This is a genomic window from uncultured Microbacterium sp., assembly GCF_947488465.1.
GTDB lineage: Bacteria > Actinomycetota > Actinomycetes > Actinomycetales > Microbacteriaceae > Microbacterium.
The window spans coordinates 630,731-654,566 of the sequence record NZ_CANKZA010000001.1 but is presented as its reverse complement, the minus strand read 5'-3'; the positions used below and the strand labels follow the sequence as shown (position 1 = coordinate 654,566).

Sequence of the window (23,836 nt, the reverse complement as noted above, 5' to 3'; positions counted from 1 at the left end):
CTGAGGGATATATTCGGCGTATGCATCCCGTCATCCTCGGACTCCTGCTGTCGGGGCCCCTCTCGCTCTACGACGTGCAGAAGCGCTTCAGTTCGGGCTTGTCGCACTTCTACAGTGCGAGCTCGGGGAGCATCGAGCGGGCGCTCCGACGCATCGTCGAGGCCGGTGATGCGAGCATCCACGCCGAACCCGGGAGTGCCCGGGGGCGCAAGCTCTACCGGATCACCGACGCGGGCCGGATCGCGTGGCGCGAGTGGATGCATGCGCCGACCCCGAGCGGGTCGGATGCCGAGACCACGGCTTTGGCGAAAGTCTTCCTGCTCGGTCGACTCGAGAGTTCCGGGGAGCAGCGCGACGTGCTCACCGGGATCCGCGCCGAAGTGGAAGCGTCGCGCGAGACTCTGCTGAGCGTCGCGCGCGCGGTGGACATGCAGGCTGCGGAGCTGGATGCGGCGGCACGCCGCCTCTACGTTCCGCAACGAGCGACACTCGACTACGGGGTGCGGGCACACGACACCTTGCTCGCCTGGCTGGTCGAACTCGAGGAGGCCTTCTCATGACCGCCGACACGTCCGCGCCCCGCGGGCGGCGGCGCTGGTACCTCGCCGCCGCGCTCGGCGCGAGTGCCGTGGCGATCCTGTTCGCCACGGTGGGGGACGGCGTGGAGGTTCCGGATGCCACCGGATTCCGTCGCGTCGTGCTCGACGTGGGACATCAGCTGGTGTGGGCGCTCCTGGGCGGCGCCTTCGCGGTCGCCGCCGCTCGTGGACGATGGTCGGGGGTCTCTCAGGCTCTGGCGGTCGCCGGTGGCGTGACCTACGCGATCTTTCTCTTCGCGGTGTTCCTATGGAACTGACCGCACTGGCGGTTGCGCTGACGATCCTCGGGGCGCTCGCGCTTCTCCAGATCGCCGTGGCGTGCGGAGCCCCGTTCGGAGAACTCGTCTGGGGCGGGGCGCATCGGGTCTTGCCGGCGCGGCTGCGTGCGGCAAGTGCGGCCTCGGTGCTCCTGTACGCCGGTTTCGCGTGGGCGCTCGTCGACCGTGCGAGCGCTGCGCCCAGTGACGTCGCGAGGATCGTCGTGTGGGTGCTCTTCGGGTACTTCTGCGTGGGCATCGTGATGAATCTCGCCTCGCGTTCGCGCGCGGAACGCTGGACGATGGCGAGTTCCTGTGTCGTGCTGGCCTCGGCGACTCTTGTCATCGCCCTGCAGTGAAGCCGACCCCTCGTGGCGCCTCTGATAGGCTAGAACGGCTCGAAACCAAGTTTTCGGGCATCCCCCTTCTCTGACACAGACCTCTCGGCGTGCCCCGGCGTGCAGTTTCGAGCAGGGCGAGGAGCGGGAGATACGTCCGCAGGCCGTGACAGTCACGGCCGCGTGAAGGAAGGAATACTTCGTGGCTACGAAGTCCCAGGACCGCCGCAAGGTGCGTCTGTCGCGAGCCCTCGGCATCGCGCTGACCCCCAAGGCAGCCAAGTACCTCGAGAAGCGCCCGTACGCTCCCGGTGAGCACGGCCGCTCGAAGCGCAAGCAGGACAGCGACTACGCCGTCCGTCTCCGTGAGAAGCAGCGTCTGCGCGAGCAGTACGGCATCCGCGAGAAGCAGATGCGGAACACCTTCAACGAGGCGCGCCGCAAGGACGGCCTGACCGGTGAGAACCTGGTCGAGCTGCTCGAAATGCGTCTGGACGCCCTCGTGCTGCGTGCCGGCTTCGCCCGCACCACCGCGCAGGCTCGCCAGCTCGTCGTGCACCGTCACATCCTCGTCGACGGCCAGCTCGTCGACCGCCCGTCGTTCCGCGTGAAGCCGGGTCAGCTCATCCACGTCAAGGCCAAGAGCGAAGGCACCGAGCCGTTCCAGGTCGCAGCCGCCGGCGGTCACGCCGAGGTTCTGCCCCCGGTTCCCTCGTACCTCTCGGTCGAGCTCGACAAGCTGCAGGCGCGCCTCGAGCGTCGCCCGAAGCGTGCGGAGGTCCCCGTGACCTGCGACGTGCAGCTCGTCGTGGAGTACTACGCAGCTCGCTGACGTTTCGTCGGCAGCGTGCTGCGTAGTCGGTGGTTGAGTAGCTCGCGCAGCGAGCGTATCGAAACCCGCAGCTCGCTGACGTTTCGTCACTGCAGCAACCCGAAGGGCGCCGGTTCACCCCGGCGCCCTTCGGCGTTTCCGCATAGCATGGAGCCATGCAGAGATTCGCGTGGTTCGTGCTGGGCATCGCCGGTGGTTTCGTCGCCGCCCATTTGGTCAACAAGGACCCCCGCGGCCACGAAGTGCTGGCCGATGTCGACGCTCGCATCAGCGAGTTCACCGATCGCATCGGTGACGCGTATCGCGCTCAGGAGGCGAAAATCGACGGTCTCGTCGCCGACGTCAAGGACGTTGCGGCCGGCGCGATCGATTCCGCACAGAGCGTGGCCGCCGATGCGAAGGATGCCGTCGACGACACGGTTGCCGCGGCCACCGACGCCGTCCGCGACACGGCCGCCAAGCTCACCGACTGATCACGCGCATCTGGGCGCCCGCTGCGGGCGTCCGGTGCCGCACGCACGCCCGAGGAACACATGAAGACCGCCGAAATCGCCCAGCGCTACCTCACCTACTTCGAGAAGAACGGGCACACGATCGTGCCGTCGGCCTCGCTCGTGACCGATGACCCGGCGTTGTTGTTCACGGTGGCCGGCATGGTCCCGTTCATCCCGTATCTGAGCGGGGATGTCCCGGCGCCGTATCGTCGTGCCGCCGACAACCAGAAGTGCATCCGCACGCTCGACATCGAAGAGGTCGGCAAGACTCCGCGCCATGGCACGTTCTTCCAGATGCTCGGCAACTGGTCGTTCGGCGACTACTTCAAGGAAGGCGCGATCGGATTCGCGTGGGAACTGCTGACCGGCGCCGAAGAGGACGGCGGGCTCGGATTCGACCCCAAGGACCTCTGGGTCACCGTCTACGAGGAAGACGACGAAGCACACGACCTCTGGCTGACGCTGACCGATCTCCCCGAGGAGCGCATCCAGCGCCTCGGCAAAGACACGAACTACTGGTCGACCGGTCTGCCGGGGCCGGCCGGTCCCTGCTCCGAGATCTTCTACGACCGCGGTCCGGCCTACGGCATCGACGGTGGACCTGCCACCGACGACGACCGCTACGTCGAGATCTGGAACCTCGTGTTCATGCAGTACCAGATCACGAATGTCCGCTCGAAGTACGACTTCGACGTCGTCGGCGAACTTCCCGCGAAGAACATCGACACCGGCATGGGCCTGGAGCGCATCGCGTTCATCAAGCAGGGCGTCGACAACATGTACGAGACCGACCAGGTGCGTCCGGTGCTGGATGCCGCGGTCGCGCTCTCCGGTAAGACCTACGGCGAGGTCCACGACGACGATGTGCGCTTCCGCGTGATCGCCGACCACGTGCGCTCGTCGCTCATGCTGCTCTCCGACGGTGTGACCCCCTCCAACGAGGGCCGCGGATACATCCTGCGCCGTCTCATGCGCCGCGCGATCCGCGCGATGCGCTTGCTCGGTGTGGACGGGCCGACCTTCGGTGTCTTGTTCGCGGCATCCCGCGACGCGATGAAAGAGGCCTACCCGATCGTTGAGACGGAGTACGCGCGCTTCGAGCAGTACGCCCTCGCGGAAGAAGCGACGTTCCTGCGCACACTCGCCGCCGGCTCCGAGCTTCTCGACGAGTCGCTGAGCCAGACGAAGACGGCCGGCGAAGCGCAGCTGTCGGGTTCGCAAGCGTTCCTGCTGCACGACACCTACGGGTTCCCGATCGACCTGACACTGGAGATCGCTGAGGAAGCCGGCCTCTCGGTCGACCGCGCGGCCTTCGATGCGCTCATGCACGAGCAGCGCACGCGCGCCAAGGCCGATGCGCGTTCACGCAAGCGTCAGCTGGCCGATACGAGCGTCTATCGCACGTTCCGGGCGCCGGGTGAGACCGTGTTCACGGGCTTCACCGAACTCGAGACCGACTCTCGTGTGCTCGGATTGCTGGTGGACGGGCAGCCCGTCCAGCGTGCCTCGCAGGGGCAGATCGCCGAAGTGATCCTCGCCGAGACCGCCCTCTACGCCGAATCCGGTGGTCAGGTCGCCGATCGCGGCGTCATCGTCGGCCCCGGCTTCGAACTCGACGTGATCGACGTCCAAAAGCCCGTGCCGGGCCTCATCAGCCACACCGTCGAGGTCGTCTCGGGTGAGGTCGGGGTCGATCAGCCGGCGACGAGCGTCGTGGATGCCGTCAACCGACGTGCGGCGCAGCAAGCGCACTCGGCGACCCACCTCATCCATGCCGCGCTCCGCGACACGCTCGGGGGCTCCGCCACGCAGACCGGTTCGCTGAACCGCGCCGGGTATCTGCGCTTCGATTTCTCGTGGGGTCAGGCGCTGTCCGACGCGACGAAGACCGAGATCGAAGAGATCGCCAACAACGCCGTGCGCGACAACCTCCAGGTCACCACGCGGGTTCTCTCGCTCGACGAGGCGAAGAACCTCGGCGCGATGGCTCTGTTCGGCGAGAAATACGGCGAGACGGTGCGCATGGTCGACATCGGCGGACCGTGGTCGCGCGAGCTCTGCGGAGGCACGCACGTGGCCTCCAGCGCAGAGATCAGTCTGATCAGCCTCGTGGGGGAGGCATCGGTCGGGGCATCGAACCGTCGCGTGGAGGCGCTCGTCGGGCTCGACGCTTTCCGCGAACTCGCCGCCGAGCGCGCACTGGTCTCTCAGCTGACCACCTCGCTCAAGACGCCGAAAGACCAGTTGGCGACTCGCATCGCCGAGCTGACCGCGAGCCTGAAAGCGGCGGAGAAGAAGATCGCGCAGTTCGAGGCGAAAGCGCTCGGCGATCGGCTTCCGCAGCTCGTCGAGGCAGCGCAGCCCGTCGGTGCGTTCCGTGTCATCGCGCAGTCGATCGGCGCCGCCGCTTCGGCGGATGACGTGCGGACGGTCGCTTTGCAGGCGCGGGACCGCCTCGGTGCCCAGGCGGGTGTCGTCGCGCTCGGCGCAATCGTCGGCGACCGTCCGGTCGTGATCGTCGCGACCAACGACGCCGCCCGCGCTGCGGGAGCGAAGGCCGGGGTGCTCGCGAAGACCGCGGCATCCGTTCTCGGCGGTGGTGGGGGCGGCCGTGATGACGTCGCCCAGGGCGGTGGCGCGGATGCAGCGGCTCTGCCGGATGCCTTTGCCGCGATCGTTCGGAGCCTCGAGGCGTCGGCCGCGTGAGCGGATTCCGTCGCGGAGTGCGACTGGGCGTGGATGTCGGCAAGGCACGCGTCGGAGTCGCCCGGTGCGACCCGGACGGCATGCTGGCCGTTCCGGTCGAGACGGTTCCGCGGACGGATGCGGCGTCGGCGCGCATTGCCGCGCTCGCGGACGAGTACGACGCACTCGAGATTCTCGTCGGATTGCCGATCGGGCTCTCGGGACACGAGACGGCATCGACGGCGGATGCGCGCGACTTCGGCCGCGAGATACAGCAGGTGGCCGGCCGGCCGGTGCGCCTGGTCGACGAACGACTGAGCACGGTGTCCGCGCACGCCGCTTTGCGATCTTCTGGGCGCTCCCAGCGTTCGTCTCGTAGCATTGTCGACCAGGTCGCCGCGGTCGTCCTGCTCCAGCAGGCGATCGACGTCGAGAAGAGCACCGGTACCCCGACCGGAGAGTTGCTCCCCGATACGCAGGAGTCCGCCTGATGCCCGAATCCCCGCCGAACGACGATCAGTTCGCGGATCTGTTCAGCAAGCTGCCCGACCCGAATCAGCGGGGAGGGGGCGACGCGTCCGCATCCCCGCCGAGTCGGCGAGAAGCGCGCGCCGCAGCCCAACGTGGGGACGGATCCGCCACCCCGCCGGAGACGATCGCCGCGTCGGCCGATCAGCCTGTGGCCGATCGCGTCCCGGAGAGCGCACCGCTTGATGCCCTGTTCGTCGACGACGTGAGCGAGCGGGAACACGTCGCCCGCCTGCGGCGTGACCGGCGCAAGAGCCGCATCGCCGGGTGGGTGGTGTTCGGCGTCGTCCTGGCGCTTCTCGGCGGCCTGACCGCAGGCGGGTTTTATGTCTGGAATACGTACGAAGACAAGATCCGCGCGTTCATGGGCTGGGAAGAGCCCAAGGATTACGAAGCCGGAATGGCGACCGGCGAGGTGTCGGTGACGATTGTGAGCGGCGACAACGGTGCCTCCATTTCACAGACGCTCTTCGACTCGGGGGTGACGAAGACGGCCGATGCGTTCTACGACCACCTGATTGCGACCGCGCAGAATCCGACCTTCCAGCCGGGGGTCTACTCGATGCAGCAGCAGATGACGTCGGCGGCTGCGCTCGAGGCGCTCCTGAACCCGGCGAACAAGCAGGAGTACACGGCGCAGCTGCGCGAAGGCTTGACCGTCGAGCAGAGTCTGCCGCTCCTCGCGGACGGCATCGGCCTGCCCCTGGCAGATCTGCAAGCGGCCGTCGTGGATCCTGCCGCGTACGGAGTCGCGGCCTCGTCGCTGGAAGGCTGGCTCTTTCCCGCGACCTATACGTTCGATCCCGGCGCGACGGCCCCTCAGGTGATCCAGACACTCGTTGATCGTTCGGTCGCGTCGTTGGATGCCGCCGGCGTTCCGGAAGCCGATCGGCAGCGAATTCTGACGACCGCCTCCATCATCCAGCGGGAAGCGCGCTTGGACGAAGACTTCTACAAGGTCTCGCGAGTGATCGCGAATCGTCTGGCTGACGGCATGAAGCTGCAGATGGACTCGTCTGCCCAGTTCGGCTTCAATGAGCTGCACGACGGCACGGCCAGCTCCTCGGCGGAGGCGCTCGAAGATCCGAACCCGTGGAACACGTACGTCGTCGACGGTCTCCCGGCGGGACCGATCTCGAATCCGGGCGACACCGCGATCGACGCGGCGATGCATCCGGCGGAGGGCGACTGGCTGTACTTCGTCACCTGGAACATGGACACCGGCGAGACGATTTTCTCCGCCACCTATGCCGAGCACGAACAGGGCATCGCTCAGTGGGATCAGTGGTGCGCCGACAACGACAACCGTGGGTGTTGACGGCGTGACCCGCTGTGAGGTCTGGGGCGACCCGATCGATCACAGCCTGTCGCCGGCCCTCCATCGTGCGGCGTATGCGCAGCTCGGCTGGGACTGGGAATACGACCGGCGCCAGGTGGGCACGGCAGACTTCACCCCGGCGCTGAGGGGTGCCGAGCTTCATGGGGTCTCGGTCACCTTCCCGCTCAAGAGCGCGGCGTGGACGGCTGCGGCGGTCCGTGATCGGCGCTCGGAGCTCACCGGGGCCGTCAACACCCTGCTTCTGCGTCCCGGCGGCGATGGTCCGGCCGGGTTCAACACGGATGTCGGCGGCATCGTGGCAGACCTCCGCGCCCACGGTGTGACGAGTCCGGAGACCGCACGACTCATCGGTGCCGGGGCGACCGCGACGTCGGCGGTGGTGGCCCTCGCCGAGCTCGGGACAACGCACATCGACGTCGTCGCGCGGCGTCCGGACGCCGCCGAGCCCCTGCGCGCGCTCGGAACCCGGCTGGGACTCACGGTCACCCCCGTGTCGATGGATGCGGGTGCCTACCCCGCCCACCCGCTCACGATCTCCACGCTTCCCGGCGGCGCGACCCTGCCCGATACGCTCTCGGATGTGCTCGCGGCGGGAGGTGGCATCCTCTACGACGTGGTCTACGGTCACTGGCCGACCGCCCTCGCGGCGGCGTGGGAACGGGTGGGGCACACCGCGATCAACGGTCTCGGCATGTTGCTCCACCAGGCGGTGCTGCAGATTCGCATCTTCGCGACCGGCAACCCGGACGAGCCCCTCCCGGACGAACCGTCGGTTGTGGCCGTCATGCGCCGCGCGCTCATGGGAGACTAGACGGATGCTCCGCGTGCTCACGGCCGGCGAATCGCACGGCCCAGAACTCGTCGCCCTCATGGAGGGACTGCCGGCCGGCGTCCCGATTTCCCGTGCGGCGATCCAAGCCGACCTCGCCCGCCGCAAACTCGGCTACGGCCGGGGGTCGCGGATGAAGTTCGAGGAAGACGAACTCACGATCTCCTCCGGCATCCGCCACGGCCTGAGCATGGGAAGTCCCATCGCGCTGCGCATCGGCAATACCGAATGGCCCAAGTGGAGCGAGGTCATGAGCGCCGAGCCGGTCGAACTGACCGATCGCTCGCGCGGTCGCAGTGCCGCGCTCACCCGCCCGCGCCCCGGGCACGCCGATCTTGTCGGCATGCAGAAGTACGGCTTCGACGAGGCACGTCCCATCCTCGAGCGCGCGAGCGCGCGGGAGACGGCGGCGCGGGTCGCCCTGGGTGCCGTCGCGCGCGCCTTCCTCGGCGAACTCGGCATCCGACTCGTCAGTCACACGCTGTCGATCGGCCCGGTTCAGGTGCCGTCCGGCAGCGCTCTGCCCATGCCGGAGGATGTCGAGGCTCTGGACGCCGACCCGCTGCGTTGCTTCGATGCTGCGACGTCGGCTGCCATGGTCGAGGAGGTCGACGCCGCGCGCCGCGACGGCGACACGCTCGGCGGCATCGTCGAGGTGCTCGCGTACGGTCTGCCGCCGGGACTCGGATCGCACGTCCAGTGGGACCGACGACTCGACAGCAAACTCGCGCAGGCGATCATGAGCATCCAGGCGATCAAGGGAGTCGAGGTCGGCGACGGCTTCGAGACGACGCGTCGCCGCGGCTCGGCCGCGCACGACGAGCTGTTCGGCACGGGATCGGGGATCACTCGATCGTCCGACAAGGCGGGAGGAACCGAGGGCGGCATGTCGACCGGAACCGTCCTGCGGGTTCGCGCCGGCATGAAGCCGATTGCCACCGTGCCGCATGCCCTTCGTACCGTCGATGTCACCACCGGCGAGGCCGCGACCGCCCACCATCAGCGCTCCGATGTCTGCGCTGTACCGGCAGCCGGCGTCGTCGCCGAGGCGATGGTCGCGATCGTGCTGGCAGAAGTGGTGCTGGAGAAGTTCGGCGGCGACTCGGTGTCCGAGACCCGTCGGAACCTGCAGTCCTACCTCGCCGCGATCCCGGAGGGATTGCAGAGCGCCACCGACAGCGACGACACGCTCGGATGACCGGCCCCGCCGTCGTCCTCGTCGGCCCGATGGGCGCCGGGAAGACGAGCATCGGTCGACGTGTCGCTCGGGCGCTGGAGGTTCCCTTCGCCGACACCGACAAGATCGTCGTCCGCGACCACGGTCCGATCCCGGAGCTGTTCGCGACCCACGGTGAAGCACACTTTCGCGCTCTGGAACGTGCGGCAGTCGCCCAGGCGCTCTCGGACGGAGGGGTCGTGGCGCTCGGCGGAGGTGCGGTGATGGATGCCGCCACGCGCGCGGCGCTGGCCGCGCACCGCGTCGTGCTGCTGACCGTCCAGCCGCACGTGGTGGCGGGCCGGATCGGCGGCGACGCGCGCCCGCTGCTTGCCGGCGAGGACCCTGTCGCACAGTGGACACGCATCTACGACGCGCGTCGATCGACCTACGAGGCCATCGCCGACGTCACGTTCGACACGTCGAGCGGTCCGCTGGCCGACATCGTGACGGGGATCGTCGACTGGGTACACGAGCACGACCGGCACGCCCGCATCGAGGAGGACGCATGACCGAGACCACGACCATCCACGTGGGCGGCGACAGCGAATACGACATCCGGATCGGGCGCGGCATCCTGGCCGACGTCGCGGATGCGCTCGCGCCGGACGTGCGCAAGGTGCTGATCGTCCACCCGCCGACCTTGACCGAAGCTGCCGGTCGCCTGCGTGAGCTCCTGCAGGCCTCGGGCGAGCGCCAGGTGCTGCTCGCGGAGATCCCCGACGCGGAGCAGGGCAAGCGGGTCGAGGTCGCGGCCTTCTGCTGGCAGGTTCTGGGGCAGGCTGACTTTACCCGCACCGACGCGGTCGTCGGGTTCGGCGGGGGAGCGGTCACCGATCTCGCCGGGTTCGTCGCGGCGACCTGGTTGCGCGGCGTGCAGCTCGTGCAGGTTCCGACGACCGTGCTCGGGATGGTCGACGCGGCCGTCGGGGGCAAGACCGGCATCAACACGGCCGAAGGTAAGAACCTCGTGGGCGCATTCTGGACTCCGCGCGCGGTGATCTGCGACCTCGATCTCCTCGACACTCTGAGCGACAACGAGCGCGTTGCCGGTTTCGCCGAGGTCGTCAAGGCGGGGTTCATCTGGTACCCCGAGATCCTCGACCTCATCGAGGCCGATCCGACTGCCGCCGTCGACCCGCGCAGCGACGCTTTCCGCCGGTGCATCGAGTTGGCGATCGAGATGAAGGCGCGCGTCGTCGGTGAGGACCTGCGCGAAGCGGGACTGCGTGAAGTCCTCAACTACGGGCACACACTCGGCCACGCGATCGAACACGCCGAGCGGTACCGATGGCGGCACGGGGCCGCCGTCTCGGTCGGCATGCTGTTCGCCGCCGAGCTCTCGCGACTGGCGGGCAGGTTGTCGGATGCCGCCGCCCAGCGGCACCGTGACATCCTCGAGCTCTTGGGCCTTCCGACCTCCTACCGTGCCGGCGCGTTCCCGCAGTTGCTCGCGACGATGCAGCGCGACAAGAAGACACGCGGCGCGATGCTGCGCTTCATCGTGCTGGACGACATCGGCAAGCCGACCGTTCTGCAGGCACCCGACGAGTCGCTACTGTTCGCGGCATACCAAGAAGTCGCGGGGTGACGGCTGCCGTCCGTGTGCGGCGCGTCCGGCTCCACGAGTGGCGCGAGGTGCGAGACCTCCGGATCGAGGCGGTGAGCGATCCGGACGCGGCGATCGCCTTTCTCACGTCGCGCGCGGAGGAACTCGCCCGCGACGAGGCATTCTGGCGTGAGCGCACCGCCGGGGCTGCGCTCAGCGATGAGGCTGCGCAGTTCGTTGCGGAGGTGGACGAGGAGTGGGTCGCGTCTGCAACCGTGCTCCTGCGCGACGCCGGCGCCCGCGATCACCTCGACCGGATCGTCGCCGACCGACGTATCGACGTCGTCGGCGTGTTCGTCGCTCCCCATCATCGGGGCACGGGCATCCTGGCGAAACTGTTCGATGCGGCAGTCGGATGGGCGACAGCGCACGGGGCGAACGACCTGTTCCTCGACGTCCACGCGGACAACTCCCGCGCACAAGCCGCCTATCGGAAGAACGGTTTTCTCCCCACCGGCGTCACGTTCACCAGTGTGATCGGAGCGGAGATCGAGATGCGCCGCCCGATAGGGTTCTGACGTGTCCACTCCGCGCCGCCTCCTGCTCGTCAACGGGCCGAACCTCAATCTCCTCGGCACGCGAGAGCCGGAGGTGTACGGGACCGAAACCCTCGCCGACGTCGAACGGCTGACTCACGACGCCGCTTCTGGCTTCGGCTTCGAGGTGCGGGCCATCCAGTCCAATCACGAGGGCGTGCTGATCGACGCGATCCACGCCGCGCGCGAGGACTGTGCCGGCATCCTGATCAATCCCGGTGGCCTCACGCACACCTCGGTCGCCCTCCGCGATGCGCTCTCGGGCGTCGCGCTACCCGTGGCGGAGATCCACATTTCCGATATCTTCGCGCGCGAGGAGTTCCGCCACTTTTCCTACATCCACGATGTCGCCGCCGTGCACGTCGTGGGAGAGGGGGTTGCCGGCTACGCCCGCGCCACCCGGCTCCTGATCGAGACGATCACCGGCCGCGCCGACGGCTGATTCCCGCCGGGACAGCACGGCGGACCTCGCCATCGGATGCCGCAGATTCGGGCATTGTCACCGGATTCGGATGCAGGGGACCGCGGCATCCGATTCTGATGACATTGCCCGATTCCGGTGCAGGCGCCGCCAATCCCGTAGAATCGACTGTCGGCCCGCCCGCGACTCCCGCAGGCGCAGCGCCCCCGCACCCTTCAGAACGGAAGAACGCTCATGGCATCCACCGCAGACATCAAGAACGGCGTCGTCCTCTCGATCGACGGACAGCTGTGGAACGTGATCGAGTTCCAGCACGTCAAGCCCGGCAAGGGCGGTGCGTTCGTGCGCACCAAGCTCAAGAACGTCATGAGCGGCAAGGTCGTCGACCGTACGTACAACGCCGGCGCGAAGATCGACATCGAGAACGTCGACCGCCGCGACTTCACCTACCTCTACAACGACGGCGACAGCTTCGTGTTCATGGACGTCGACAACTACGATCAGCTCACCGTGGGCGCCGCGACCGTCGGCGACGCGAAGAACTTCATGCTGGAGAACCAGCAGGTCCAGATCGCGCTGAACAACGACAACCCGCTCTACGTCGAGCTTCCGCCATCCGTCGTCCTGGAGATCACTTACACCGAGCCGGGCCTGCAGGGCGACCGCTCGTCGGCGGGCACGAAGCCTGCCACGGTCGAGACCGGGTACGAGATCCAGGTGCCGCTCTTCGTCGAGCAGGGCACCAAGGTCAAGGTCGACACCCGTACGGGTGACTACCTCGGCCGCGTCAACTGAGTTGAGCGCCCGCAGCAAGGCGCGCAAGCGCGCCCTCGACATCCTCTATCAGTCCGATGTCCGCGGCGACGATCTCGCCCTGACCCTCGCGGTCGAGGCGAAACGCGCGGCCAGTGAGCCGGCGCGTGAAGCGTCGTGGCTCTATGCCCGCGAGATCGTCGACGGGGTGCTCGACAACCACGACGACATCGACGAACAGATCATCACGCACGCACGCGACTGGAAGATCGAGCGGATGCCGGCCGTCGACCGCGCGATCCTCCGCATCGCGGTGTGGGAACTGCTCCACAACGACGAGGTTCCCGCCGCGGTCGCGATCGACGAAGCAGTGGAGCTCGCGAAGGAGTTCTCGACCGACGACTCCGGCTCGTTCATCCACGGTGTGCTCGCTCGCATCACGCGGGCCAACTGACCGTTCCTTCGCCGACATCGCGAGGAGGGGACGCACCGTGCCCGCGCCGCTCGTTTCCGACGCCGAGATCCGTCGTGTGGCGGGCCCCGGCCCGTACGAGCGCGGGCTCGATTACGCGCGGCGCGGAGCCGTCCGCCGGATCACCTGGGATGACGCGGACGCAACGCTTCGCGGGGTGATCGCGGGCAGCGGGTCTGCGCTCTACCGCTGCGCGATCCAGCTTGATGTGACCGGTGCGGCACCGCGGGTGATGAGCGCGCGGTGCTCGTGCCCGGTGGGTGAACGGTGCAAGCACGCCGTGGCGACTCTGCTGCGCAGCAATGCGGGCGCGGGGGCCGGTGTGCACACGGATGCCGGTGCCCTCGCTGCGATGCCCGCACCCGCTCCGCGCACGCCCGACTGGCGGTCTCTGCTCGCGCGAGAAGAGCCCACGGGCATCGTCCGGCCTCTGGCGCTCGGCGTCGAGGTGCGCCTGCGCGAATCGCGGGAATCGGCGCACTGGGGAACGCGTCGCGTGCAGACCGCGACGCCGCGCGCGCTCCAGGAGGCGCTCGCGCGCGGCCGCGCCGAGGACATCTCGGTGAGTCTTCGCCCGCTGGCCCGCAGCACCGGGACCGGCGCGTGGGTGCGGGCGGGCGTCTCGTGGGATATCGTGCGCCGCAGCGCGCATCAGGCATCGAGCCACCCGTATCCTCGCGCTCAGGCGCGGTGGTTCGCGGAGCTCCACGGGATCGTGCACGATGCGCGCCTGCTCGGCGGGGCCGCCCGAGACGACTCGGCCTGGCTGACTCTCGATAGCGTCGAATCAGCGCTCTTCTGGCCGCATCTGCGCGGTGCGGAGGCTCTCGGCATCCCGATCGTCCCGGCCGCGAAGAGCCAGACCGTGGTGATCGCGGAGGCGGGCGAGGTCACCGTGGCCCTCGACCGAGGGCCTGCCGGCGGGTTGACGCTGTCGTCGGTGGTGACGATCGGTGACGCCACCCCCGATCCGGGGATGGTGCGCCCGGTCGGACACATCGGCGTCTATTCGCTCGAAGCCGGCGAACCGGGCGTCCGCCTGAGGCTCGCGCCGGTGCTTCTCGGTGACGCGCAGCACGCTCTCCTGATGGCGCGCGACCGGGTGGAGGTGCCGGCCGCCGACGCGGCGGAGTTCCTCCGCGAGGCGTACCCGCGCATCGCGCGAGAATCCGACGTGATCGCCGGCGCGGGCGTCAGCCTTCCCGCTCCCGAACAGACGAGCGCGGTCATGACGGTGACCTTCGGTCCCTCCGCGACCGTGCGCTACGCGCTGGAGTGGCACCGTCCGGGGTTCGGCCGCGCGGCCTTCGACACGACCGACGGGTCGGCGGGCGAATCGGAGCTCCGCGTCGCGATCGCCCGCACGTGGACCGATCGTGGACTCGCCTTCGTCGCCGGCGCGACCCTCGCCGATGTGGATGCCGCCGAGTTCACCGAGCACGTCCTGCCCGTGTTGGAGGCCATCGACGGCGTGCGCGTGGAGGTGCGCGGACGCAGGCGTGTGTTCCGGGAGCTCACGGGAGACCCGCGGATCACGGTGAAGACCGTCGAGAGCGACGACGCGGATTGGTTCGATCTCGGCGTGCTCGTGGAGATCGACGGGCACCGCATTCCGTTCCGCCCGCTTTTTTCCGCGCTCGCGACGGGCCGGAAGAAGCTGCTCCTCTCCGACGGCCACTACTTCTCGGTGGCGCACCCCGCGCTCGACCGCCTGCGGGATCTGATCGCCGAGGCGGCCGAGCTTCCGGAGTGGGAGTCGGGCCCGAAGATCAGCCGGTATCAGCTGCCGCTCTGGGACGACTTCGAGGATCTCGCCGATGAAGCAGTCCCCGCGGTCGGCTGGCGCGCGGCCGTCGACGCATTCCGCAACGCCGACGCGCATCCCGTTCCCGCGCCCGCGGGGCTCGACGCGCAGTTGCGGCCGTACCAGCAGGAGGGTTTCCAGCGGTTGGCGCTCTGGTGGCGTCACCGTCTCGGCGGCGTGCTCGCCGATGACATGGGGCTCGGCAAAACCTTGCAGGTGCTCGCGCTCATGCTCCACGCGCGCGAGACGGGGGAGCGCCGGCCGTTCCTCGTCGTGGCCCCGACGTCGGTGCTCGGTACCTGGCGCGCGGAAGCTGCGCGCTTCGCCCCGGGGCTGCGCGTCCACGTCGCCGAGTCGACCGTGGCCAAGAGTGGGGTGGCGCCGGATGCCGCGGACGCGGACGTCGTCGTCACCTCCTACACGCTGCTTCGGCTCGACGAAGACACCTACGCGGACGCGCGCTGGGCGGGTGTGATCCTCGACGAGGCGCAGTTCGTGAAGAATCCGCGCACCCGGCTCTATCGCGCCGTCGAGCGCCTGCAGTCCGACATGGTGCTGGCGGTGACGGGCACCCCACTGGAGAACTCGCTCGTCGAACTTTGGGCACTGCTGGCGCTCGCGTGCCCCGGCCTGTTCCCCTCCGCGCGCCGGTTCCGCGAGGAGTACGTGCGCCCGATCGAACAAGGCAAGGTGCCCGAGAACCGGGAGGGGGCGCCCGCCCGCGAAGATCGCCTGCGGCGGCTGCGTGCCCGCATCCGCCCGTTCCTGCTGCGACGCACCAAAGATCTTGTCGCGCCCGAACTCCCGGCGCGGCAGGAGCAGGAGCTGCACGTCGAACTGAGCCCCGCTCACCGCGCGATCTACGACCTCGCCTTGCAGCGTGAACGGCGGAAAGTGCTGGGTCTGCTGGCCGATCTCGACCGCAACAGGTTCACCGTCTTCCGCTCTTTGACCTTGCTGCGCCGACTCGCGCTCGCGCCGGCGCTCGTCGATGCGGGGGATGCCGGGGTCCGCTCGAGCAAACTCGACTCGCTCCGGGAGCTTCTCGACGAGCTCGTGGCCGAGGGGCACCGGGCACTCGTGTTCAGCCAGTTCACGTCGTACCTCGATCTCGTCCGCCAGGATCTGGATGCGCACGGCATCCGCTACGAGTACCTCGACGGGTCGACGCGACGCCGGACGGAGGTCGTCGAGGCGTTCCGCACGGGTGATGCGCCGGTGTTCCTCATCAGCCTCAAGGCCGGCGGATTCGGGCTCACTCTCACGGAAGCCGATTACGTGTTCCTCCTCGACCCGTGGTGGAACCCTGCCGCCGAAGCGCAAGCGGTCGACCGCACCCACCGAATCGGGCAGACGCGGCCCGTGAACGTCTACCGACTCATTGCGAGCGGCACGATCGAAGAGAAGGTGCTCGCGCTGCAGCAGCGCAAAGCACGCCTGTTCCAATCGGTCATGGGTGACGATGATCTGCTGGCGCGATCGCTGACAGCAGAGGACATCCGGGGTCTCTTCGACGCGTGATGGCCGGTCTTTCCACGGCCCGTCGAGCCGATGCCGCGGGCACGCCCGCGTAGACTCGACGTCGCTCGACCAGGAGGTTTTCCCCATGCGCATCACAGGACTCGGCCACGCCGGAATGTTCATCGAGACGACCGGTGGCAGCATCCTCTGCGACCCCGTCGTCGGCCCGAGCTTCTTCGGCTCGTGGTTTCCGTTCCCCGACAATCGAGGGCTCGACTGGGAACGCTTCGCCGCCGCGGACTTCCTCTACATCTCGCACCGGCACCGCGATCATTTCGACCCGGCGCTGCTGCAGCGCTACGTACGCCGCGACATTCCGGTGCTGTTGCCGGATTATCCGACGGACGACCTCGAGAGCGACCTCCGCGCCCTCGGCTTCGACAACATCGTCTACACGCAGGCGGGTGTACCGCTGCAGTACGGCGACCTGAAGATCATGATCACGCCGCTGCGCGCACCGAGCGATGGCCCGATCGGCGACTCATCGCTGTCGGTCGACGACGGCACCGCCAGCATCCTGAACCAGAACGATTCGCACCCGCTCGATCTCGACAAGCTACTGAGCTTCGGCACACCGGATGCGTACTTCACCCAGACGTCGGGTGCGATCTGGTGGCCGATGGTCTACGACTTGCCGCAGGATGCGAAGCAGAACTTCGCGCATCTGAAGCGTGAGGCCCAGAACAAGCGCGCGATGTACTACATCGAGAAGGTCGATGCCCCGCACGTCTTCCCGATGGCGGGTCCGCCCATGTTCCTGCGCGAAGACCTCTTCCGCTACAACGGGTGGGGGAGCGAGGATGACTCGATCTTCACCGACCAGGCGCAGTTCCTTGCCCACATGGCCGAGTTGCGGCCCGACCAGCAGGGCCACCTGTTCGTGCCGGGGACGCAGGTCGACCTCGCCGGCAGCGCGGCCGAGATCAGCCAGACGCTGTATACGGATGCCGAGATCGAGCGCGTGTTCCACGACAAGTGGAACTACCTCGCTCAGCAGCGCGACACGCGACAGGCCGAGGTCGCGGCCGAGATCGCATCGCGCGCGCCGATCCTGCCGCCCGACGAGATGTTGGCGGCGCTCAAGGAATGGTGGGAGCCGCTCCTGCGCCGGGCGCGCACGATCCGCAACGGTGTCGGCGGCAACGTGCGCTTCCGCATCGGCGACCTCGACATGGTCGTCGACTTCCCGAAGGCGAAGGTGCGGGAGTACGCGGGGGAGGAGTGCATCTACTGGTACACGATTCCCGCCGACCTCGTCTCGACCAACATCGCCGATCACGAGATCGACTGGTCGAACTCGATCTTCCTGTCGATGCAGTTCGAGGTCGGTCGCTCCGGCAAGTTCAACGAGTTCTTGACGACGTTCCTCAAGTGCCTCTCCCGTGACCGCATCGAGTACGTCGAGAACTGGTATGCGGAGCAGTCGGACCAGACCGAGGATGCCGAGATCGGCGAATGGACCGTGCAGCGCCGGTGCCCGCACCTGCGCGCCGATCTCACCAAAACGGCGAAGATCGAAGACGGCGTGCTCACCTGCTCGCTGCACGACTGGAAGTGGGACCTGGAGACCGGCAAGTGCCTGTCGACGCAGGGACACCCGATCCGCGCATCGCGCATCATCGAGACGGCGTCGGCCCCGACCACCTGATCTCCCGCTCGGCACACCGCGGCGCAGCGCTATCTCCGGTGATCGAGTGCCGCGGCGCAGCGCTGTCCCCGGTGATCGAGTACCGCGGCGCAGCGCTGTCCCCGGTGATCGAGTGCCGCGGCGCAGCGCTATCCCCGGTGATCTCGATACACCGCGGCGCAGCGCTGTCCCCGGTGATCGAGTGCCACGGCGCAGCGCTATCCCCGGTGATCGAGTGCCGCGGCGCAGCCGCGGTGTACCGAGATCACCCCGCGCCGACTCACGTGCGTTGCAGGCGTCGCTTCAGCCGCACAGGAGACGTCGTGACCGCGCGCCAGCGGTGATCGGTTCCGAGCCAGGGTGGCGCTTTCACTTCGGGGACCCCCGCGTTCATCCGGATCTGCCACCCGATCCGGTCGAGGAACCGATGGTGGAACCAGCACAAGAGAACCCCGTTGTCGGTGTGGGTTTTGCCGCCCTGCGCATATTCGGTGACGTGGTGGATCTCGCACCACGCCGCGGGCGTCCCGCATCCGGGAATCACGCATCCGCCGTCGCGGAGGGCGATCGCGCGGCGCTGGTGGCGGTTGAAGACGCGTTCTTCCGTCCCGATCTCGACGATCTTCCCGTCTTTCCGTGTTGTGATCCGCTGAATCCGTCCGGCGCACGCGATGTGCCGGGCGACGGTGGTCGAGATCGCCTCAGCGCATCCTTGCGCGTGCGCGTACCCGGTGTCTGCGGCGAGGTCTTCGGCTGTCACCGACACCACGAGCGTCGGCGCGTACCCGCCGAGGGTCGGCAACAGCCCGCTGGATGCCGCGACCCCGAGCGCGGCGGCGAATGCGTCGTGCTGCTTCTGGGCGCGCGTGCGATCGTCGGCCCCGGCGAGGGGGAGTAGTTCACCGTTCGCGTCTGCCGCGGCCGGGTCGTCGAAGCTCACTTTCGGCGACAGCTGTGCGTCGAAGATTGTCTGCAACTGCGCGGCGACTTCGGGGAGCAGCATCCCTCGGATCGGGACGCCCGTCGGCGTCGCGACGCCGAGCACCAGAGCCCGCTTCCGGATCGCTGCCCGCTCGCGCGGCTCTGCGCCATCTTGATCGAGCGCGATCGACCAAGTCTGCGCGTGGATCTTGAGCAATGCGGCGCAGGCGGGCGGAGCCCCATCGGGACCTTCGCCGCGCGCTTCGGCGACCACGACGTCGGCCGCCTGCCGGCGCGCATCGTGCGTGACCCGCGGTGCGGTCTGCTGCAGGGGATCGGTGATCGACAGAATGCCGTCGACACCGATAACCCCGTCTACCATCGCGTCGCGCACCGACGGGAACGGCGCCTCGAGGAGTTCGCCGGAGATGTCGGAGATCGCCGGGCGCGTCGCCCGCGCCGCCCGCTGCAGGCGAGCCGCGGTCTGCGCGCTCACGCGGGTGATCTGCTCGACCAGGTCGGTGACGTCGCGGCAGCCCAGGTGCGATGTCATCCGCTCGTCGCGGTCACCGGTCTCAGACCTGCGCATGACCTCGCCCGTCGCGTCGATCAGCATCGCCTCGACGAGCCGGTGGACCGTCGCGATCGCCCCGAGCTGCGACGCGAGCTCGTGCTCTGTGGCCCGCTGGAAGGGCCGCGCCGACGAGCACTCCGCCACCAACGCCGCGACCTGCGACTGCAGGCTTTCGAGGGGCGGAGTGAGGAGGTCCATACCGATCATCATCCTCGGGGGGTCCGACATTGAGAGCCGGAAAAGCACAGATCAAGCCTGGAAAAAGCCACCCAAGAATGAGAGTCTTCTCATCTGTGTCGGACCCTCTCACATAGAGTGAGATCAGTCTCTGCCGCGCTCTCTCCGAAGGCCCTCTGTGCTCAATCACGCCACGTTCATCTGGAACGCCGCCGACATCCTCCGCGGTACGTACAAGCAGCACCAGTACGGAGACGTGATTCTGCCGTTCACCGTGCTTGCTCGCCTCGATGCCGTGCTCGCGCCGACGAAGAAGGCGGTGCTCGCGGCATCCGAGGGGTACGGGCCCGACGATGAGCCGCCGCAGGCGATGCTGCGTGCGAAAGCGGGGCATCCGTATTCGTTCTGGAACCGTTCGCAGCACGATCTGAAGTCGTTGCAGGGCGACCCCGACAACCTCGAGCAGAATCTGCGCGACTATGTGCGCGCGTTCTCGCCGAACGTGCGCGACATCTTCGAGCGGTACAAGTTCGACGACGCGATCATCGATCTGGGTGCGAACGATCTGCTCCTGCAGGTGCTGCAGCACTTCGCGAAGGCGAACCTGCATCCCGATGCCGTGAGCAACGAGCAGATGGGTCACATCTTCGAGGAGCTCATCCGCAAGTTCGCCGAGGCGAGCAATGAGACCGCGGGTGAGCACTTCACCCCGCGCGAAGTGATCGAGCTCATGGTGTCGCTCCTCGTCGACAGCGACGAGAGCCTCATGACGCCGGGCATCGTGCGCGAGGTGTATGACCCGACGGCCGGGACGGGTGGGATGCTGTCGGTCGCCGCCGACCGCATCCACGCGCACAATGCCAAGGCGCAGGTGAATCTGCTGGGTCAGGAGATCAACCCGGCTTCGTACGCGATCTGCAAGGCCGACATGGTCGTGAAGGGTCAGCCGATCGAGAACATCGTGCTCGGCAACACCCTCACCGATCCGGCGTTCGAGGGGCGCACGTTCCACTACGGCCTGTCGAACCCGCCGTTCGGGGTGGACTGGAAGCAGTTCCGCACACAGATCGACACCGAGCACACCGTCGCGGGGTTTGCGGGCCGGTTCGGTCCCGGGCTTCCGCGCGTGAGCGATGGGTCGCTGCTCTTCCTCATGCACCTCGTCTCGAAGCTGCGCGAGCCGAAGCCGGGCGACGTGAACGCGGTTGCAGGGCGCGGGGCCATCGTGCTGAACGGCTCGCCGCTGTTCACCGGCGGCGCCGGGTCGGGCGAGTCGAACATCCGCAAGTGGATTCTCGAGTCGGACTACCTCGAGGCCATCGTGGGGCTGCCGACCGACATGTTCTACAACACCGGCATCGCGACCTACGTGTGGGTGCTCAACAAAGACAAGCCCGCGCATCGGCGTGGTCTGGTGCAGCTCATCGATGCGACCGGCATGTACGACAAGATGCGCAAGTCGATCGGTTCGAAACGACGGATGCTGTCACCCGACCACATCACTGAGATCACGCGCCTGTTCACCACCTTCGAAGAGTCGAAGCACTCGAAGACCTTCCGCACGACCGACTTCTTCTACCGCACGATCACGGTCGAGCGCCCCCTGCGCCTGAACTACGCCCTGACCCCCGAGCGCCTCGAGAAAGCGCTCGCTTCGCGCGCGATCCAAAAGTGGGACACGTCCCTTCGCGACTCCCTTCACCGGTGGTCGAGTAGCTCGCGCAGCGAGCGTACCGAGACCACGCGAGCCGCCTTCACGAGCGCCCTCACCGAGCTCCTGACGGAAGCCGACATCACCCTCACCCCCGCTCAGCTCAAGACCCTCATCTCCGAACTCGGCGAGCCCGACGACGAGGGTGAACTCGTGACGGTCGCGGGCAAGCCGGTATCGGATGCGTCCCGCCGCGACACCGAGAACGTGCCATGGGACGAAGACATCCACGAGTACCTCGAGCGCGAGGTGAAGCCCTTCGTCCCGGACGCCTGGATCGACGAGTCGAAGACGAAGGAGGGCGCCGAGATCCCCTTCACGCGCCACTTCTACGAATACGTCCCACCGCGCCCGCTGGAGGAAATCGACCGCGACCTCGACGAGGTGCTCGGGCGGATCCGCGCGCGGTTGGAAGCGGTCAAGGCGTGAGCTTCTCGACTGCGCCAATCAAGGCTGTCGCGGACCTGAATCCGGAAACGCTTGGCGAGGACACGCCGGCAGATGCGGAGTACTCCTACGCCGAGATATCGGACGTTGCTTACGGACTCCCCATTCAATGGCAGGAACCGCGCCCGTTCGAGCAATTGCCGAGTCGAGCGCGCCGTCTCGCACGCGACGGCGACATCGTCGTTTCTACCGTCCGGACCTATCTTCGCGCTGTCGCGAGAGTGGAGGACTCGCCCGACAACGCTGTCGCATCAACCGGCTTTGCCGTGTTGCGCCCGAAAGCAGTTGAGTCCCGCTATCTGGGATACGCCCTGCTCAGCGCTGACTTCGTAGAAGCAGTGGTCGCTCAATCGGTCGGTGTCAGCTACCCAGCGATCAACGCCAGCGATGTCGCCCGCATTCATATGCCGCTGCCGACACCGACCGAGCAGCGGCAGATCGCGGACTACCTCGACCACGAGACCGCCGAGATCGACGCCTTCATCGCCGACCTCACGATCGGGCGGGCGATCACGACAGAACGGTTCACGGCGATGCGGGCCGCAGTGATGTCGGAGATAGATGGAGCGACACCTCAGTTGCGGAGATTCGTCGAGTACGTTACCAGCGGGTCTCGCGGCTGGAGCGACCTCCTCGGCGAGGAAGGCGATCCGTTTATTCGCATCACGAACATCGCACGGGACTCTCTGGCCATTCAGACGAGCGATCTGAAGCGAGTGAACGGAGTCGAGCGAACGGAAGGTGCGCGGGCTCGCATCGAGATTGGCGATGTCCTCATGTCCATCACCGCCGATCTCGGGTCGGTTGGTGTGGCCGGGACCGACGTCGCGGGCGGCTACACGAGTCAGCATGTGGCGCTGATCCGGCCAAGTCGTGCTCTCTGTGAGCCGAGGTTCCTGGCTCACGCTCTGCTCACGCCGTCGACAAAAGCTCAGATCGCTGAGAAGTCTTATGGCGGAACCAAGATCCAGCTCAGCCTGGCTGACGTACGTGAACTGCGTGTGCCACTTCCATCGATTGAAGTCCAGAAGCGCGTCGCCGCCGAAGTCGACAGCGCGCAGGAGTCTCGAGACCGGCAGATCGCGGACATCGACGCCGCGATCGCCCTCGCGAAGGAGCGCCGCGCTGCGCTCATCACCGCCGCCGTCACCGGACAGATCGACGTGAGTGGTTTCGGTACGCGCGCTACGCGCGCTACTCAACCAGCGGGCGTCAGCGCTACGCGCGCTACTCAACCACCGGGGATCAGCGGTGCGCGCGCTACTCAGCCAGCGGGCGTCAGCGCTGCGCGCGCTATTCAACCAGCGGGCGTCAGCGCTGTGCGCGCTACTCAACCACCGGGAAGCGACAGCATCCAGACCGCTATCGACGAATCCCGCTGACCTCGACTGCGTGGGGGCGCAGATGCGAGAATGAGGCCATGATCGCCGCGACCCTTCTCGACCGCACGGCGATTGCGCGCGCCTGCGAGAAGTACGGAGTCGCACGACTGCGAGTGTTCGGCTCGGCGTTGACCGAGCGCTTCGATCCTGCGCACAGCGATGTCGACTTTCTCGTGGACTACAAGCCCGAGGCTGAACGCACCTTCCCCGCGCTCTTTGCTCTCCGCGACGAACTGACGCAGATCGTCGGCAGGCCGGTCGACCTTCTCGATGTGCGCACGGTGCGCAACCCGTACATCGCCGGCGACATCTTCGCCACTGCCAAAGATGTCTATGCGGCCTGAAACGCCCGCACACCTCTGGGACGCCCGCGAAGCCGCGAAGAAGACCCGCGCAGTCATCGACGGTCTGAATCTCGACGATTATCTTGCCGACTGGATCCGGCAGTCCGCGGTCGAGCGCCAGTTGGAGATCGTCGGCGAGGCACTCGGACGCATTCGACGTGACGATCCCGCGACGGCCGCGCGCATTCCCGATATCCACGCGATCATCGCCACCAGGAACGTGATCGTCCACCGCTACGACGATGTCGACCACGTTCGCGTGTGGGCGATGCTCAACCAGGACATTCCGACCCTCATTCCGGTGCTGGAATCCCTCCTCGCTGAGTTCGGGCCGCCCACAATCTGAGAGACGGCAGCGCGCGGCGTGGCCGACCGATTCCGATAGCGTGATCGAAAGACGAGCGCCGTCGACGGGGCTCG

At 67.6% G+C, this 23,836-nt stretch carries 23 protein-coding genes; 22 read left to right on the top strand and 1 reads right to left on the bottom strand.

The genetic code is table 11. The annotated features are described in order from the left end of the window. Nucleotides 1–20: 20 nt before the first annotated feature. The 18 genes from Q0653_RS03185 (at nt 21) to Q0653_RS03100 (ending at nt 17,881) form a co-directional block, all read left to right on the top strand. A complete protein-coding gene (locus tag Q0653_RS03185) occupies nt 21–560 on the top strand; it encodes a PadR family transcriptional regulator (RefSeq protein ID WP_298942517.1) in 540 nt (179 codons plus the stop codon). After that, nucleotides 557–856: a hypothetical protein gene (locus Q0653_RS03180; protein ID WP_298742374.1), complete on the top strand. Its 300-nt coding sequence runs from the start codon at nt 557–559 to the stop codon at nt 854–856. Before Q0653_RS03185 ends, Q0653_RS03180 begins: the two co-directional genes overlap by 4 nt. Further along, nucleotides 847–1,215, top strand: a complete 369-nt coding sequence (locus tag Q0653_RS03175) for a hypothetical protein (RefSeq protein ID WP_298942515.1) — start codon at nt 847–849, stop codon at nt 1,213–1,215. The genes Q0653_RS03180 and Q0653_RS03175 overlap by 10 nt, the downstream gene beginning before the upstream one ends. 181 nt (nt 1,216–1,396) lie before the next feature. Further along, nucleotides 1,397–2,026, top strand: coding sequence for a 30S ribosomal protein S4 (rpsD, locus tag Q0653_RS03170; RefSeq protein WP_298742376.1), 630 nt, complete (start codon nt 1,397–1,399; stop codon nt 2,024–2,026). A 155-nt stretch (nt 2,027–2,181) separates the two neighbouring features. Further along, nucleotides 2,182–2,499, top strand: a complete 318-nt coding sequence (locus tag Q0653_RS03165; protein WP_298742377.1) for an ATPase — start codon at nt 2,182–2,184, stop codon at nt 2,497–2,499. Between the two features lie 60 nt (nt 2,500–2,559). Then, nucleotides 2,560–5,226 (top strand): alanine--tRNA ligase, encoded by a 2,667-nt coding sequence (gene alaS / locus Q0653_RS03160; RefSeq protein ID WP_298942512.1) that lies wholly within the window; start codon nt 2,560–2,562, stop codon nt 5,224–5,226. Continuing rightward, a complete protein-coding gene (gene ruvX / locus Q0653_RS03155) occupies nt 5,223–5,696 on the top strand; it encodes a Holliday junction resolvase RuvX (protein ID WP_298942510.1) in 474 nt (157 codons plus the stop codon). The genes alaS and ruvX overlap by 4 nt, the downstream gene beginning before the upstream one ends. Next, on the top strand, nt 5,696–7,051 hold the full coding sequence (mltG, locus tag Q0653_RS03150; RefSeq protein WP_298942508.1) for an endolytic transglycosylase MltG: 1,356 nt from the start codon (nt 5,696–5,698) through the stop codon (nt 7,049–7,051). The genes ruvX and mltG overlap by 1 nt, the downstream gene beginning before the upstream one ends. 4 nt (nt 7,052–7,055) lie before the next feature. Continuing rightward, nucleotides 7,056–7,883 carry a shikimate dehydrogenase gene (locus tag Q0653_RS03145; RefSeq protein WP_298942506.1) on the top strand — a complete coding sequence of 276 codons (828 nt, stop codon included), beginning with the start codon at nt 7,056–7,058 and terminating at the stop codon, nt 7,881–7,883. 4 nt (nt 7,884–7,887) lie between these two features. Then, entirely contained in the window at nt 7,888–9,099 is a 1,212-nt protein-coding gene (aroC, locus tag Q0653_RS03140; protein ID WP_298942504.1) for a chorismate synthase, read from the top strand. Beyond that, the gene (locus tag Q0653_RS03135) at nt 9,096–9,629 is read left to right on the top strand and encodes a shikimate kinase (protein ID WP_298742382.1); all 534 of its coding nucleotides are present in this window, start codon (nt 9,096–9,098) and stop codon (nt 9,627–9,629) included. Before aroC ends, Q0653_RS03135 begins: the two co-directional genes overlap by 4 nt. After that, entirely contained in the window at nt 9,626–10,708 is a 1,083-nt protein-coding gene (gene aroB, locus Q0653_RS03130) for a 3-dehydroquinate synthase (RefSeq protein ID WP_298742383.1), read from the top strand. Before Q0653_RS03135 ends, aroB begins: the two co-directional genes overlap by 4 nt. Then, nucleotides 10,705–11,244 carry a GNAT family N-acetyltransferase gene (locus tag Q0653_RS03125; RefSeq protein WP_298942501.1) on the top strand — a complete coding sequence of 180 codons (540 nt, stop codon included), beginning with the start codon at nt 10,705–10,707 and terminating at the stop codon, nt 11,242–11,244. Before aroB ends, Q0653_RS03125 begins: the two co-directional genes overlap by 4 nt. A 1-nt stretch (nt 11,245) precedes the next feature. Beyond that, entirely contained in the window at nt 11,246–11,704 is a 459-nt protein-coding gene (locus Q0653_RS03120) for a type II 3-dehydroquinate dehydratase (RefSeq protein ID WP_298942499.1), read from the top strand. Nucleotides 11,705–11,917: 213 nt separating this feature from the next. Next, nucleotides 11,918–12,478, top strand: coding sequence for an elongation factor P (gene efp, locus Q0653_RS03115; protein WP_298742386.1), 561 nt, complete (start codon nt 11,918–11,920; stop codon nt 12,476–12,478). 1 nt (nt 12,479) lies between these two features. Next, nucleotides 12,480–12,890, top strand: coding sequence for a transcription antitermination factor NusB (gene nusB / locus Q0653_RS03110; RefSeq protein ID WP_261605392.1), 411 nt, complete (start codon nt 12,480–12,482; stop codon nt 12,888–12,890). A gap of 37 nt (nt 12,891–12,927) precedes the next feature. Beyond that, nucleotides 12,928–16,233 (top strand): DEAD/DEAH box helicase, encoded by a 3,306-nt coding sequence (locus Q0653_RS03105; RefSeq protein WP_298942497.1) that lies wholly within the window; start codon nt 12,928–12,930, stop codon nt 16,231–16,233. 85 nt (nt 16,234–16,318) lie between these two features. Next, nucleotides 16,319–17,881 (top strand): Rieske 2Fe-2S domain-containing protein, encoded by a 1,563-nt coding sequence (locus tag Q0653_RS03100; RefSeq protein WP_298942495.1) that lies wholly within the window; start codon nt 16,319–16,321, stop codon nt 17,879–17,881. Nucleotides 17,882–18,140: 259 nt separating this feature from the next. Here Q0653_RS03100 and Q0653_RS03095 read toward each other — a convergent pair whose 3' ends face one another. Next, nucleotides 18,141–19,553, bottom strand: coding sequence for an HNH endonuclease signature motif containing protein (locus Q0653_RS03095; protein ID WP_298942493.1), 1,413 nt, complete (start codon nt 19,551–19,553; stop codon nt 18,141–18,143). Between the two features lie 157 nt (nt 19,554–19,710). On the opposite strand from Q0653_RS03095, the gene Q0653_RS03090 reads away from it, so the two are divergent. Genes Q0653_RS03090 through Q0653_RS03075 form a run of 4 tightly spaced genes read left to right on the top strand, consistent with a single transcriptional unit; the run spans nt 19,711 to nt 23,762 of the window. Next, complete coding sequence (locus Q0653_RS03090) at nt 19,711–21,672, top strand: class I SAM-dependent DNA methyltransferase (RefSeq protein ID WP_298942491.1); 1,962 nt, start codon at nt 19,711–19,713, stop codon at nt 21,670–21,672. After that, entirely contained in the window at nt 21,669–23,072 is a 1,404-nt protein-coding gene (locus Q0653_RS03085; RefSeq protein WP_298942490.1) for a restriction endonuclease subunit S, read from the top strand. The genes Q0653_RS03090 and Q0653_RS03085 overlap by 4 nt, the downstream gene beginning before the upstream one ends. Nucleotides 23,073–23,110: 38 nt before the next feature. Continuing rightward, complete coding sequence (locus Q0653_RS03080) at nt 23,111–23,416, top strand: nucleotidyltransferase domain-containing protein (protein WP_298742393.1); 306 nt, start codon at nt 23,111–23,113, stop codon at nt 23,414–23,416. Further along, complete coding sequence (locus Q0653_RS03075) at nt 23,406–23,762, top strand: HepT-like ribonuclease domain-containing protein (RefSeq protein WP_298942488.1); 357 nt, start codon at nt 23,406–23,408, stop codon at nt 23,760–23,762. The genes Q0653_RS03080 and Q0653_RS03075 overlap by 11 nt, the downstream gene beginning before the upstream one ends. Nucleotides 23,763–23,836: the final 74 nt, after the last annotated feature.